This is a genomic window from Vibrio sp. (assembly GCF_984391705.1).
In genome coordinates this window covers 1-13,218 of sequence record NZ_CFHWOM010000076.1, presented here as the reverse complement: position 1 = coordinate 13,218, position 13,218 = coordinate 1, and the positions used below count along the sequence as shown (strand labels likewise).

Below are 13,218 nucleotides of genomic sequence, written 5' to 3'. Positions count from 1 at the left end.
GTATTGCGTTGCTCACACCTTAACAGTGTGAATCGTGGTTGTTTTGCTATAAACGGTAATGAACGAGGATGAACTTAATTTTTATATAATTCAGTGGTTTAAGTTTGTGTGGTTTGTTTCTGGTTGTTCATTGAATGCTGCTTTTGTACAATCTTTGTGCTACATATTTGCTACACAGAGGTTTGTTGAATGGCAATCAAGAAGAAGATCACCAATACGTCTATCAAGCAATTGACGATTGAGGATGGACGTCTCAATGATACAGAAATCAGTGGTTTTCATGCCCGCATTTCCCCCAAGGGCGCGATTAAGTATTACTTCTACTACAGACTGAACGGTAAGCAGCGCAACTACCTTATTGGCTCTGCGGATTCAATGACGCCTGCTCAGGCAAGAGACTTAGCTAAGGAAAAAGCGGGGTTGGTTGCCAGTGGTGTGGATGTTCAAGTCCAGCGCGTTGAAGAGCGTAAAGCGGAGGTGCGTCGAAGTTTAACTTTGGGTAAATACCTCGAAGAGCACTACAAAGACTATCTGTTTGCCATGAACCCTAAAACCGCGAAACAGTCTTACCAATCCATCGCTAATACCTTTGCCTTCTTAGCGGATAAGCCTCTTGAAGACATTAAAGCGTGGGACATTCAGCAATGGGTAACCGACAAGCGTAAATTAGGTCGAGCGCCTGCAACGATAGAGTATACGTTTAATCGGCTTAAGGCGGCGTTAAATAGAGCGGTGGAATGGGAGTTCATCGAGTCTCACAACTTATCGAGCGTGAAAATAGCCAAAGAAGACAACACGCGTATCCGTTATCTCTCTGAGTCAGAAGAGGCAGCGCTACTTAGTGCATTAGCCGCTAGAGAAGCACAGTTATGCGAAGACAACGACTCTCACCAGTACGCTGATTTCTTTACGCCATTGATTACACTCGCCATGCATACCGGAATGCGTAAAGGCGAGATGTTGACGCTACGTTGGGAGAGTGTGTCGTTTGAGAATCGCTATCTCACCATTTTGTCTGAAAATGCCAAATCAAAGAAGAAGCGCACCATACCAATGAACGACACAGTCTTTAACATGCTGTCACAGTGGCGCGCTCAAAACCTCAATGAAGAGTATGTGTTTGTTCATGAGGGCAAGCGGGTGAGCTTCTTTCAGTACCCTTGGCAAAACCTACTAAAAAGCGCTGGTATTTCGAACTTCCGCTTTCACGATTTACGCCACCATTTCGCCAGTAAACTTGTTATGGCAGGCGTTGATTTGAATGTGGTTCGAGAGCTATTGGGGCATGCGGATTTGAAAATGACGCTGCGTTACGCGCATTTAGCGCCGGCTCATACTGCCGCAGCGGTACAACTGATTGGTTGATAGGCATTAGGTGAATTCGATAACCTTAACGGGTTGTATTGAACATGAGTACTCAAGGAGTGATTAAGGACGATGACAGAGCTAAAACGTCGGTTTATCCGGTTGGATGAGATATCACAGAAAACCACCCTGTCTGAAGGGGATGTACTGGACGCGGTGGAGCAAAAGAAGATGCCATTGTGCGGTGTGTTAAAATCCAAAAAGATGGGGGCGATTCACCCCACGTCGAAAAGTGTGCCTGCCATTTTCAACTATGAAGGGGTGGTTCGTTTTACTGAATCTACCTCGTTCAACTTTGCATTTTCCGGTAAGGCGCAACCATGTACTCATGCCATTATTCTCGAACCTCAACGCATTACGCATTGGCAACCTGTTAAATCCGTATTTGGTAACGTTGTGAGCGCGGATTTTAAACTGGACGAGAGGGTATTGAATCAACCGACGGTAACACTTATTGCCTATACCCAGATTCAAAGCGTTCAAACGCTTGATAGCTCGTTGGAAGCGTTAACCAATACGTTCAGCAAGTCATTTGGCTTGAAAGCGGACGATGAAGCTCAAGACAACCCACCGAGATACCATTTAAAAACCACTCCGGTAACCGTTGAGCCTGCACAATTAAGAGTGGACTTAGAAGATATCCAACGCGTGTTTAGCGTTGACGTGTTTAAAGCTAACGCGTTAGTGTCGGTTACCGCTTCGGTTACCCCTGTTGAATCCAGTACGTCGAGTAACGCTGTACCCGTTGAAACGAGTGTTTCTAACGGTGCTTCAACCTTTATAAGTAGTGTTAACGAGCGCTTAGCGCCGGTTACCTGTAACGGGTCTAATGCATTAGCTTCGGTTAACCCTAACGCTTCTAACGCATTACCTTCGGTTAGTTCAACGGTTAAACGTCGGTTAGATTCGGTTGACCAACGCTACTTAACGCACCCACTTGCTCATGTGGTCATTCGAATCTTAGAAACGCACCCAGAGGCAAAAGCGATAACGGTGTGGAATATTTTAAGACAAGACGTGAATCAAAATGAGTTTCAACGTGAATTTGATACCGATGTGTTGATTGAAAACATGACACAAGACACTCTCACTTACTTCGGACGAGGCGAGAAGGAAAAGACCATGTCGTATGAGTCGTTTAGGAAAAACGTCTTAGCGAGGGTGAGGCGTGTCTTTAAGACAAGTCAGGAAGTGTCTTAATAAAAAACGTCATTGTCTTCGTCATCGTAAACGTCATATGACGTTTTGATGTCTTAGCGTGTGTCTCAGTGAACAACAGGAGACACAGACATGACTCAAAGCAACGTAGAGAAACGTGTATACACCGAACAAGAGACAGCGGCTTACATTGGGATGAGTCGCTCCTTCCTTCGTCAAGCTCGAATGGAAGGCCCACGTAAAAACCGAACCGTCGCGCCACCCTTCATTAAGATTGGTCGAGCGGTTCGTTACCTCAAAGAAGACCTAGATTGCTGGTTGGATAGTCACACTAAACGCGACCATTTATCACAAGGGGAGGGCTTCCATGCTTAACCCTAATTGTGAGCCAAACTTTCCTCATGTGAAGTACAAAGAATCCGGTCAATGCATTGTGCTCAATACGGCGGATAACCTGAAAGCCCTGCTTGATAGCGCAGGCTATGAAGCGAAGCACAACAAAATGACCTTAGAGCCAGACATTTATAAGCAGGGCGTCTTTGTCGGGACACCGGAAGAGGTCAGAAGCGAGCTTATCTCGCTTGCTTCTATCTATTCGATGCCAAAAAGCGCCATAGATGACCACTTCAGCGCACTGGCGTTAAAAAGCAGCTATCACCCCATCGCTGATTGGTTAGAGGGCCAATGGGATGGTGAGCCAAGGGTTAACGCGGTATTAAGCTGTTTAAAGGCCAAAGAGCCAGAGCTCACCAGTGCGGTGCTGCTACATTGGCTAGTTGGCTGTGTAGCATGTCTCTTTGTCCCTAACTTTAAATCCAAACTCGTGCCTGTCTTACAAGGTGAGCAGTCCTTTAAAAAGACGGCCTTTGTCGAGCGTATTGCCAACGTCATGCCCAATGCGTTCCTAGAAGGGGCCGAGCTTAACTCAGACAACAAAGACAGCGTTCTTTCGGTTATCCGCTCTTGGATAGTCGAGCTTGGGGAGTTAGAGCGTTCAACCAAAAACTGCCAAGGGGCGCTCAAAGCGTTTGTAACTCGGAAGCGGGATACGGTAAGACCGCCATATGCGCGCACTGACATCAAAAAAGACCGACAGACGAACTTAATTGCTACGGTAAACGGTACTGACTTCCTAAAAGATGAGACAGGAAACACACGGTACGCAGTCGTTGAATTGGTGGGGGAAACTGATATGACGGGCTTAAATCAACTGCTCGGTTGGGAATACAAATCGACAGGGGAGCTTACACTCAAAGAGCCTGAGAAACTGCGTCAGTTTTGGTTAGAGGTCAAACATCAACTCATGGTGAACCATCACCCTTGGGTGTTGCCGCCAGAGCTGCAACTGCAAGTGTCTCATGCCTCTTCTCAATACGTCGACAAAGGGACATGGTACACGCTGCTCAATGACCATATTGAAGAGTGTCACGGTAAGGCGAGAGCATGGCTATCGACAAAGGCTATCTGCGAACTCATCAACGCCGATGTATCGAAAGCTAATGTGGTGGGTAAGGCATTGAATCAACTGCACAAAGAAGGAAAAATCGAGAAGCGATTGCTTAACGGCTCGAACCGATACTGCTTTCCTGACGTTCGCCCCAACACTTCATTTCGCTAAGTTGCCATTTCTACCCCACTTACCCCACCTGATTGATGAGAAGTGGGGTAGGTGGGGTAACTTTTTGACCTTTCAGAAATCGTTTTGACAAATAGGGGGCGTCTTCTATCCCAAACGGGAAATCAGAAAACTATAAAATTCACAATACTTCGTCATAGATTCAAGATCATAATAAGTATTTCGTTTTGCTCGTACTCTTTAGTGATAGATTGGACCACAAATCTTCTGAGGTAGATAGTTGATTTGTTGTGATATTAAGTGCGCATGTCCTTAAGTTGTATAACTTTTGCGAATAAGAGTAAGGTTTATGTAATTACTATTTTATAAATTAACTTGGTACCATACACTGGCTTAAGTCCTTAAAATTGTTGATATTATTATGAATAACAGTCGTGTGGTTTTAGTTTTTTTGTTTGTTTTAGTCTTAATGGGTTGCGTGGATGACACCCAAGAGTCTGAAGAAGTGGTTCTACGACCAGTGAGAGTGACCCTGCCTATTTCAGAGCTTCCTTTAGCAGAATATCGTTATGCGGGTACAACGGAATCCTCGGAAAACTTCACTTTGAGTTTTAGGGTTGAAGGTCGGGTGCGACAAATTAGTACTAGCATTGGTAAGGTGTTGGATAAAAATGACCTTATCGCTTCACTTGACGATAGAGACATGCAACTCAACCTAGAACAGACCAAAGCACAGCTGGTTCGGGTAGAAACTAAAGCGCTCACTAGCAAAAGTAACCTGAATAGGCTGACAGAGTTATACAAAAAACATGTGGTCTCAAAGAAAGATTTTGAGCTTGCTCAGGCAGAATATAAAGCTGATATTGCAAAGGTGAAGCAGGTGCGTAAAAGCGTCGAGTTAGACCAACAGCAAGTTCGTTATACTAAGTTATTTTCTCCAATTTCGGGTTGTAAGGTGACACAAACTTATGTCCGAAAAAACGAAAACGTCACTGCGGGTCAACCTATTGCCGATCTAAGCTGTGGTCAGTCGATTGAAGTGACGGCAACCATACCGGATACCGCATTGAAAGAGTTCAACATTGGAGAGAATATTGCCATTGAACTCAAAGGAAACATCAAAAAACAAGTTGAAGGAAAAGTTACTGAAATCGGTATTACTTCTGAAGAAAATGGGCTCTATTTCGTAACAGTTGCGTTGATTACCCCAGATTCGAGTATTCAGGAAGGCATAGCCGCGGAGATCGTCGTTTCTAAAAAGTTGAAGGCTTCAGAAGGGCACTACTGGGTGGCAATGAGCGCTGTGAATGAGCTTCAAGGTAGTAACTATCTTTATGTCTATCAGGAGGAAAATGACAAGGAGGGGGTCGTTAAACAGTTTGATGTTGAGGTGGGGCGTTTTAGCCACGGATATATCGAGATCCGAGAAGGGCTGACAGGTAATGAGGCTGTGGTCACAGCGGGTGTCAGTCAAATTTACGATGGACTTAAAGTCGCGAAGTTAAGTGAGGCCCACTGATGAACATTACAGGAGCTGCGATTAACAAGCACCGCTTCGTCTCAGTCATACTGGTGTCGCTTTTGTTAGCAGGGCTATACGGGTTCCTAAACATTCCACGAGCCCAAGACCCTGGTTTTCCGATCCGTACAGCACAAATCATTACTCCGTTCCCAGGCGCATCTCCAGAGCGAGTAGAGCAACTAGTTACAGATAAAATTGAAACAGTGATTCAGGAAATGCCTGAACTTGATACTGTTTCAAGTCTATCGAAGTTTGGGGTTTCCATTGTGACTGTCGATATTAAGGATAGCTACAAAGAACTTCGTCCAATATGGGATAGTTTGCGAAGAAAAGTCGATTCCGCTCAAGCAGACTTACCAACAGGTTCTGGGTTATCTGAGGTCAACGATGAGTTTGGTGATGTATTTGGTATCGTATTGTCAGTCACCGCAGAAGGGTATAGTCAAAACGAGCTTCAGGACATAGCTGAACAAGCGCAAGATGAACTTCTTCGAATACCGTCTGTGGCTAAAGCGAACTTGTATGGTATTCAACATGAAGAGATTGTCATTGAGTATGATAATAGCCGCTTGCAGTCACTTCGTATTTCTCCAACCTATATCTCCCAGTTTCTAAAAGAGAAGAACGTTATTCTTTCCGGAGGTAAGTGGAGTGATGGTAAACAGGATGTCATTATCGAGCCCACTGGCGATTTAGAATCGGTGAGTGCACTGAAGAAAACCTATATACCCATCCCTAACAGTAATGAAGTGGTCCCACTTGAAAATCTTGCTAAGGTCTATCGAGATTTTAAAGAACCAACCGCCATGACTAAAACTAACGGTAAAAACAGCATTACTATCGCGCTATCAATGATAGAGGGCGGCAATATTATCGAAATGGGTAAGCAGGTAGACGTCTTGTTGAAGCAGTTTTATCAGACTTATCCGTGGGGGGTAGAATTTGAGGTAGTCGCATTTCAGCCAACGTTAGTGAAAAGTACCATAGATAGCTTTATCAGCAACTTGGGGCAGGCCATAGTAGTGGTCATTGCGGTGATGTTGCTGAGCCTTGGAATGAAGGTTGGCGTAATTGTATCTAGCTTAATACCGTTTACTATCGCTACCAGTATTGCCATTATGTATGTGGCTGGAATTGGCATGGATCAGGTATCTTTAGCAGGGTTGATGATAGCGCTTGGTATGCTGGTCGACAATTCCATTGTGATGGCTGAAAACATTCTTAATCGAAGGAAGAATGGGGAGACTCCATGGGACGCGAGCGTTAATGCAGCGAAGGAGCTTAAAATCTCATTACTGACCTCTTCTCTTACTACTTCAGCCGCATTTTTACCTATCTACTTGGCTGAGTCGACAACGGGTGAATATACAGCACCGCTGTTTACAGTAGTTACCATAACGCTGCTTATATCATGGCTTCTGGCCATCACTATGATTCCTATGTTCTGCTATTTCGTTAAAGACATTGCACCTAAAAAGGCAAACGTTAAGACAGATAGCAAAGGGGTAATGGGCGTGATTGAGCGCTATTATCTCGTGTTTTTGTCAAAAATATTGCGCTTTCGAGCAGTGTCTCTTGTTGTGGTCCTATGTTTGTTTGGCGCAGCGATCTACGGTTTCAAGTACATTCCGGTTATCTTTTTTCCACCGTCAGAAGATCCCGTTTTTAAGGTCGAGATTGAACTGCCTATCTTTGCGCCAATCTCTGAAACGGAACGAGTTGTCGATAAGTTAGGTGAGCACCTCAACTCGCTTGCATCTGATGGTGATAACTCGAAAGGACTAAAGAGCTGGTCGGTGTTCATTGGTAATGGTGGGCCACGTTTCGTTCTATCCCATAGCTCGAAACCTGCCAGTCCAAATTATGCAATGTTTATTATAAATACCGATACCAGTGAAGCGGTAGATGTAGTCATGAAAGATATTGAACATTACCTGTTTACTGGGTTTCCAGACGTGAGTTTTAAAGCGCAGAAAATTCAAAATGGCGCAGCCATAAGCAACCCAATAGAGGTTCGAATTCTTGGCAAAGAGACCAGTAAACTAATGGAAATATCTGAGCAAGTTAAGCTTCAATTGAATGCTATCTCAGGTATTAAAGGTGTTACTGACGATTGGGGGCTGAGGAGTACGAAATTTGTTATTAATATTGATGAAGCAGAATCACTTCGGCATGGAGTGTCGAACACAGATATTGCTCTTAGCTTACAAGCTGCGACTAGCGGGCTGACGGTATCAGAATTTCGCGAAGGCGAAGAGGTCATCCCAATCGTGATGAGAGCAAGCTCTCGTGTGCAGAACAATATAGAAAGGCCAACAAGTACCAATATCATTTCTGCAGACAACCGCTCTCTTCCGTTAGCTGAAATAGTGGACACTAGTATTGTATGGGCTCCTGCATTGATACCACGAAGAGAGCGCCTAAAGGCAGTCACGGTTTCGGCTGGTCTAGATGCCCCAGTGACACCTGCGGAAGTGAATCAACAGTTGGTGCCATTCCTAGAAGAAGCTTCGAAAAACTGGCCTGTAGGTTATCGTTGGGAACTCGGCGGAGTAGCGCAAAGCTCTGGTGAGGCAAACCAGTCGATTTTTGAGAAACTCCCTATTGGTCTAGGTATTATCTTGTTTTTGCTGGTGGGTCAGTTTAACTCAGTTCGTAAGGCTTCGATTATTTTACTTACTATACCTTTGGGGCTAATAGGGGTCTGTTTAGGCCTCAATATAGCGGGTTCTTATCTTGGCTTTATGACCATTCTAGGCGTGATATCTCTTGCTGGAATTGTCATCAACAATGCCATCGTCTTGATAGATAGAATTGACTTTGAGCAATCTGAAAACGGATATCGTCCCTATGATGCAGTGATTGAAGCGGCTAAGCGACGTATGACTCCTATTTTGCTTACGACGGTTACAACTGTTGTCGGGATGATCCCGCTTTGGGTGGGGGGAGGTGTCATGTGGGAGCCTATGGCAATCGCAATCATTTTTGGCTTAATCGTATCCACGATATTAACTTTAGGTGTAGTTCCACTTCTGTACTCTATTTTTTTCAAGGTAAAAGTGTAGGTTCGATTACTAACTTAGTAGAAGGGAATGCATGGCTTAAACATAAGTCTTTGGAATTTAACGAATCTACTGTGACTGTGTTAGTGCAAGAGCACTAACACGCTTTTGCCCCACTATGAGTTAGGAGGTATTTATATTGAATAACAAAAAACTATTATTTCTCTCTCAATGGTAAGAGTAGTGGGAGCTGACGGCGCACAACACGCTATTTGATATAAGAATCCAGAACCTTCAGCACCACTTCCATATCGGTTTCACGTTGCTCTTTGTCTTCTTCAAGTACAACGTGCTCTAGCAAGTGACCTTTGATCACTTCTCGCATCAAGCCATTTACCGCGCCTCGAATAGCAGCAATCTGCTGCAACACATCTTGGCATTCATGCTCTTCTTCGAGCATTTTTTTAAGTCCATTCACCTGACCCTGTATTTTACTGACTCGGGTGTTGAGCTTCTTTTGATCTCGGGTTGTATGTGACATGGCTTATCTTCTTTAGTTATGGGCTGAGCGATTCTAACCGATAATGTAGCACTCCATTTATACAGGGGGGTAGTATTTAATACTAGGGGGGAGTATAGTTTGTCGCAAATAACAAAACACAGCAGGGAAACGGATGGATTTTGTCGCGCTACTCCAACAAGGTAATGGATGGTTCTTTATTCCCAGTGCCATTTTACTTGGTGCTTTGCATGGCCTTGAGCCCGGACACTCGAAAACAATGATGGCGACGTTCATTGTTGCAGTTAAAGGAACAGTCAAACAAGCAGTGATGCTGGGGGTGGCAGCCACACTTTCTCACACTGCTATCGTGTGGTTGATTGCTGTTGGTGGTATGTACATCAGCCAGAAGTTCACGGCTGAAGCGACTGAGCCTTGGATGCAGCTCATCTCAGGCGTCATTATTGTCTCGACAGGCTCATGGATGTTCTGGCGGACTTGGAGCGATGAGCGTGCTTGGCGTAAAGCTCATTCTCATGTTCATGAATGGACCACTCAAGTCGTTGATACAGGGCACGGGCACGTATCACTCTCTATTAAAGAAGAAGGGCCCCACCAACGTTTTCAGTTGCGAACACTCCATGGTAGGCCTTTAACGGCCGAAGGTGTCAAGGTTTCAGCACCGAGCAACAACGCCCAATCTACTGATACCTATCACTTTATTGAGCGTGATGGGTACTTAGAATCGGCATCCTGCATTGAAGCCTCTGATGATTTGTCTGTCACATTGGTTATTGGACACCACGACCATACCCATGATTTTGATGTACATTTTAGTTCAAGAGCTCATTCAGGAAGTGATAACAAGGAATATCAAGATGCCCATGAACGTGCTCACGCTTTGGATATTCAAAAGCGGTTTGAGAACCGAGATGTTACGAATGGGCAAATACTGCTTTTTGGTTTAACTGGTGGCTTAATTCCATGTCCTGCTGCGGTAACGGTTTTGCTTATTTGTTTGCAACTTAAGGCTATATCCCTTGGTGCTACTCTGGTTGTGTCATTCAGTGTTGGTTTAGCTCTCACTCTGGTTGCAGTTGGCGTTGTGGCAGGCGTGGGGCTACAAAAAGCGACATCCAAATGGAGTGGTTTGAACGATGTTGCACGCCGAGCACCTTATTTATCGGGCGTTTTGATCTGTGCTGTTGGCTTATACATGGGTATGCACGGATATACATCGTTGATGAGCTAAGCTCTGTGGTAATGATGGCTTTACAGAAAGTTATATAAAGGTAACGATGTCATGTTGTGGATTATTACTAAGTACGCCTTAACCGCTGGGATTGTGGTTTTAATATCTGAAGTAGCGAAAAGAAGTGATAAAGCGGGAGCGCTAATAGCGGCACTGCCTACAGTTACGATTTTGGCATTGATTTGGATGTATATCGAAGAACAAGGTCAGGAAAAGCTCGCTAATCATGCCTACTACACCTTCTGGTATGTGTTGCCTACGTTGCCAATGTTTCTGATCTTTCCGTTTCTATTGAGTCGATACTCCTTTTGGTTCTCGTTAGGCATTTGTGCCGTTATTTCAATCGTGTGCTTTTTTATCGTGGCAATTATTGTGAAAGAGTTTGGTATACAGCTTACATAAATTAACACATGACGGTTGAACTCTTGGTTTTGTTATAATATAACACTTCAAGTTTTTGTTATTCTCATTGAACTATCTCAATGTCGGCGATGGTGTATGGTTTCTAAAGCACTCACACAATCTATTAGTTTGCTGATGCTACTTATCGTCGCATTAGGTACGACGACGTCTGCGATAGGTGAATTTCGTTCTCATAGCTTGTCGGCGATATCGGCTTTCGATAGTGACCATACACACTCCCATTCCTCCAGTCATTCTCATGATGTCGATGATGAGTATTCATTTCACCATGATGCGAATAATCATAATCACGCGTATGACAGTGCGACATTAAAAACGCTAAGTCATTCCGTGTTTACGAGAGTGATGGTGTCAACCTATGGCAGGCAGCTCAGCGGAACGCCTATCCATAAACCCTTCAAAATAGAGCGTCCTCCAAGAGCGTTGTTGTTTACTTGATAACTGCCGTAATCAGCGGCTAAAGAAGATTCAACAAATAATGGAGTTACTATGAACTTACTCTCTTTACGCGAAGTGAGTACGTTGCCTATCGGTATGGCGACGTCGCTTCGTAAGGGGATGCTTTATCTCATTCTCGCCTTACTCATAGTGATGAGCACTGATGTTTTTGCTCATGCCGTGGCACAAGGTGACAAAGGTTATATCCAAGAAATCACAGGTACCAATATCATTGCGTTTATGTATCTGGGTGCGAAGCACATGGTAACAGGATACGATCATATCTTGTTTCTATTTGGCGTGATTTTCTTTCTCTACAAAATGAAACACATCGCGTTGTATGTGAGCCTTTTTGCGCTCGGACATTCGTCTACCATGCTGCTTGGTGTGTACTTCAATATCGGCATTAACAGTTACATTATCGATGCCATCATCGGGTTGTCTGTGGTCTACAAAGCAATGGATAATTTAGGAGCGTTTCAGCGCTGGTTTGGCGTACAGCTCAATACAAAACTCGCAACCTTGTTGTTCGGGTTCTGTCATGGTTTTGGGTTGTCGTCGAAGATCATCGAATATGATATTTCTCCTGATGGATTAATTCCGAATTTACTAGCGTTCAACATAGGTGTGGAAATAGGGCAATTGATTGCTCTAGGCACCATTTTGATTGTGATGGGCTTTTGGAGGCTGCATACCAGCTTTTATCGTCAAGCCTACTCAGTCAATGTCGTTATGATGAGCTTGGGTTTCATGCTTATCGGTTATCAATTAACGGGCTACGTTGTTGCTCAGTAAAAAGAAAAAGGAATAAATCATGTACAACACAGATATGCCAAATCGTGCCGAGCTACCGACAACCAAGCAGCTTGCTCGCTCAACCGTTATTGCACTAGCAACTGCTATTGTTCTGCTCATCACAGTCATTCTACCTGCTGAGTATGCTATTGACCCAACAGGAATGGGCAGAGTATTGGGATTAACTGAAATGGGAGAGATTAAGGCTCAATTAGCCCAAGAAGCAGAAGAAGACCAGGCTAATAGTGCAGTCGTTGCTGCCACTAAAACGGTTCAAAGCAAGCCTGTTAAAGCGGAACCTGAAGTCGCACCTCAACAACTTGAGGTGACTTCTCCAAACCCTGAAGCAGCTGTAGCTGCTGAGGCAGTTTGGAAAGACAAAATTATGCTTTCACTGAAACCGGGCCAAGGTGCGGAAGTGAAATTGGTCATGGAAAAAGGCCAAGTTGCCCAATTTGAATGGACCTCGAAAGGTGGCCCTGTCAACTACGACACTCATGGCGATGGTAATGGAAGATCTATCAGCTATGAAAAAGGTCGTGGTGTTCCGAATGACGAAGGGGAACTGGTAGCGGCTTTTACTGGAAACCACGGTTGGTTTTTTCGCAACCGAAATGACAACGTTGTTATGGTTATTCTCAGAACGAATGGGGCTTACGCAGAGATGAAGCGTGTTCTGTAATTAGACAGAGTCTAGCCTCTATGAAGGTGAGTTTCGTAGAGGCTATTTCATATGCCACTAAGGTTACCTGAGCCGCACAAATTTGAGGTGAGTTCAATGAAAAACAAAAGAGTCCGTGTGTCGATTTGTGTGACTTCTCTAACCATAAAGGTTGGTGTGTAGGTTGTGCCAGAACTCGTGATGAATGTCAGGAATGGAAAACGCTGAAACCTTATGCTCTGAATATCCTAAAGAAAAAGCTCCAAAAACGGATGTTACAAATGAGAAGTGAGCGGATCAAGTAAGATGCACCGCAATACCTGAGGTTATCCACATTATTCTAAATTAGTAAAATCACTGAAATGTTTTGTCCAACAGTGCTTTAGAGTGCTTATCATTTTGTTGGTTTTGGCGCGACTGAAAGCTACATATATGCTACATATGGTGGTTTTTGTGAGTTTTTTTGAATTAAGTGTTTGTAAAATAGTGCTTTGTTTTATTTTTATTCACGCATTAACAGGGCGTTA

General features: G+C 44.1%; 12 protein-coding genes and 1 pseudogene. 12 read left to right on the top strand and 1 reads right to left on the bottom strand.

Features of this window, described 5'->3' with window-relative positions; all coding sequences use genetic code 11:
- The first annotated feature begins 189 nt into the window (after positions 1-189).
- The 6 genes from AC4MRV_RS20135 (at position 190) to AC4MRV_RS20110 (ending at position 8,686) form a co-directional block, all read left to right on the top strand.
- A complete protein-coding gene (locus AC4MRV_RS20135) occupies positions 190-1,365 on the top strand; it encodes a site-specific integrase (protein ID WP_491189088.1) in 1,176 nt (391 codons plus the stop codon).
- Positions 1,366-1,437: 72 nt separating this feature from the next.
- A complete protein-coding gene (locus AC4MRV_RS20130) occupies positions 1,438-2,565 on the top strand; it encodes a hypothetical protein (RefSeq protein WP_491189087.1) in 1,128 nt (375 codons plus the stop codon).
- Between the two features lie 90 nt (positions 2,566-2,655).
- Positions 2,656-2,898, top strand: a complete 243-nt coding sequence (locus tag AC4MRV_RS20125; protein WP_005475731.1) for a helix-turn-helix transcriptional regulator — start codon at positions 2,656-2,658, stop codon at positions 2,896-2,898.
- Positions 2,891-4,141 (top strand): VapE domain-containing protein, encoded by a 1,251-nt coding sequence (locus tag AC4MRV_RS20120; protein ID WP_491189086.1) that lies wholly within the window; start codon positions 2,891-2,893, stop codon positions 4,139-4,141. The genes AC4MRV_RS20125 and AC4MRV_RS20120 overlap by 8 nt, the downstream gene beginning before the upstream one ends.
- A gap of 379 nt (positions 4,142-4,520) precedes the next feature.
- Positions 4,521-5,618, top strand: a complete 1,098-nt coding sequence (locus AC4MRV_RS20115) for an efflux RND transporter periplasmic adaptor subunit (protein WP_491189085.1) — start codon at positions 4,521-4,523, stop codon at positions 5,616-5,618.
- Entirely contained in the window at positions 5,618-8,686 is a 3,069-nt protein-coding gene (locus tag AC4MRV_RS20110) for an efflux RND transporter permease subunit (RefSeq protein ID WP_491189084.1), read from the top strand. Before AC4MRV_RS20115 ends, AC4MRV_RS20110 begins: the two co-directional genes overlap by 1 nt.
- Positions 8,687-8,891: 205 nt before the next feature.
- Here AC4MRV_RS20110 and rcnR read toward each other — a convergent pair whose 3' ends face one another.
- Positions 8,892-9,164 (bottom strand): Ni(II)/Co(II)-binding transcriptional repressor RcnR, encoded by a 273-nt coding sequence (rcnR, locus tag AC4MRV_RS20105; protein ID WP_038137190.1) that lies wholly within the window; start codon positions 9,162-9,164, stop codon positions 8,892-8,894.
- Positions 9,165-9,297: 133 nt separating this feature from the next.
- On the opposite strand from rcnR, the gene AC4MRV_RS20100 reads away from it, so the two are divergent.
- The 6 genes and pseudogenes from AC4MRV_RS20100 to AC4MRV_RS20075 all read left to right on the top strand — a co-directional run.
- Positions 9,298-10,374 carry a nickel/cobalt efflux protein RcnA gene (locus AC4MRV_RS20100; protein ID WP_491189083.1) on the top strand — a complete coding sequence of 359 codons (1,077 nt, stop codon included), beginning with the start codon at positions 9,298-9,300 and terminating at the stop codon, positions 10,372-10,374.
- Between the two features lie 51 nt (positions 10,375-10,425).
- Positions 10,426-10,776 carry a DUF3147 family protein gene (locus AC4MRV_RS20095; protein ID WP_491189082.1) on the top strand — a complete coding sequence of 117 codons (351 nt, stop codon included), beginning with the start codon at positions 10,426-10,428 and terminating at the stop codon, positions 10,774-10,776.
- A 96-nt stretch (positions 10,777-10,872) separates the two neighbouring features.
- Positions 10,873-11,235, top strand: coding sequence for a hypothetical protein (locus tag AC4MRV_RS20090; protein ID WP_491189081.1), 363 nt, complete (start codon positions 10,873-10,875; stop codon positions 11,233-11,235).
- A 51-nt stretch (positions 11,236-11,286) separates the two neighbouring features.
- Positions 11,287-12,030, top strand: a complete 744-nt coding sequence (locus tag AC4MRV_RS20085; protein WP_491189080.1) for a HupE/UreJ family protein — start codon at positions 11,287-11,289, stop codon at positions 12,028-12,030.
- Between the two features lie 19 nt (positions 12,031-12,049).
- On the top strand, positions 12,050-12,712 hold the full coding sequence (locus tag AC4MRV_RS20080) for a transmembrane anchor protein (RefSeq protein ID WP_491189079.1): 663 nt from the start codon (positions 12,050-12,052) through the stop codon (positions 12,710-12,712).
- 122 nt (positions 12,713-12,834) lie between these two features.
- Positions 12,835-12,996, top strand: a pseudogene (locus AC4MRV_RS20075) (DUF1289 domain-containing protein); the annotation flags it as partial.
- Positions 12,997-13,218 lie beyond the last annotated feature (222 nt).

Coding starts and splice junctions, on each gene's coding strand:
- AC4MRV_RS20135 (WP_491189088.1), top strand. CDS start 190: ATGGCAATCAAGAAGAAGATCACCAATACGTCTATCAAGCAATTGACG.
- AC4MRV_RS20130 (WP_491189087.1), top strand. CDS start 1,438: ATGACAGAGCTAAAACGTCGGTTTATCCGGTTGGATGAGATATCACAG.
- AC4MRV_RS20125 (WP_005475731.1), top strand. CDS start 2,656: ATGACTCAAAGCAACGTAGAGAAACGTGTATACACCGAACAAGAGACA.
- AC4MRV_RS20120 (WP_491189086.1), top strand. CDS start 2,891: ATGCTTAACCCTAATTGTGAGCCAAACTTTCCTCATGTGAAGTACAAA.
- AC4MRV_RS20115 (WP_491189085.1), top strand. CDS start 4,521: ATGAATAACAGTCGTGTGGTTTTAGTTTTTTTGTTTGTTTTAGTCTTA.
- AC4MRV_RS20110 (WP_491189084.1), top strand. CDS start 5,618: ATGAACATTACAGGAGCTGCGATTAACAAGCACCGCTTCGTCTCAGTC.
- rcnR (WP_038137190.1), bottom strand. CDS start 9,164: ATGTCACATACAACCCGAGATCAAAAGAAGCTCAACACCCGAGTCAGT.
- AC4MRV_RS20100 (WP_491189083.1), top strand. CDS start 9,298: ATGGATTTTGTCGCGCTACTCCAACAAGGTAATGGATGGTTCTTTATT.
- AC4MRV_RS20095 (WP_491189082.1), top strand. CDS start 10,426: ATGTTGTGGATTATTACTAAGTACGCCTTAACCGCTGGGATTGTGGTT.
- AC4MRV_RS20090 (WP_491189081.1), top strand. CDS start 10,873: ATGGTTTCTAAAGCACTCACACAATCTATTAGTTTGCTGATGCTACTT.
- AC4MRV_RS20085 (WP_491189080.1), top strand. CDS start 11,287: ATGAACTTACTCTCTTTACGCGAAGTGAGTACGTTGCCTATCGGTATG.
- AC4MRV_RS20080 (WP_491189079.1), top strand. CDS start 12,050: ATGTACAACACAGATATGCCAAATCGTGCCGAGCTACCGACAACCAAG.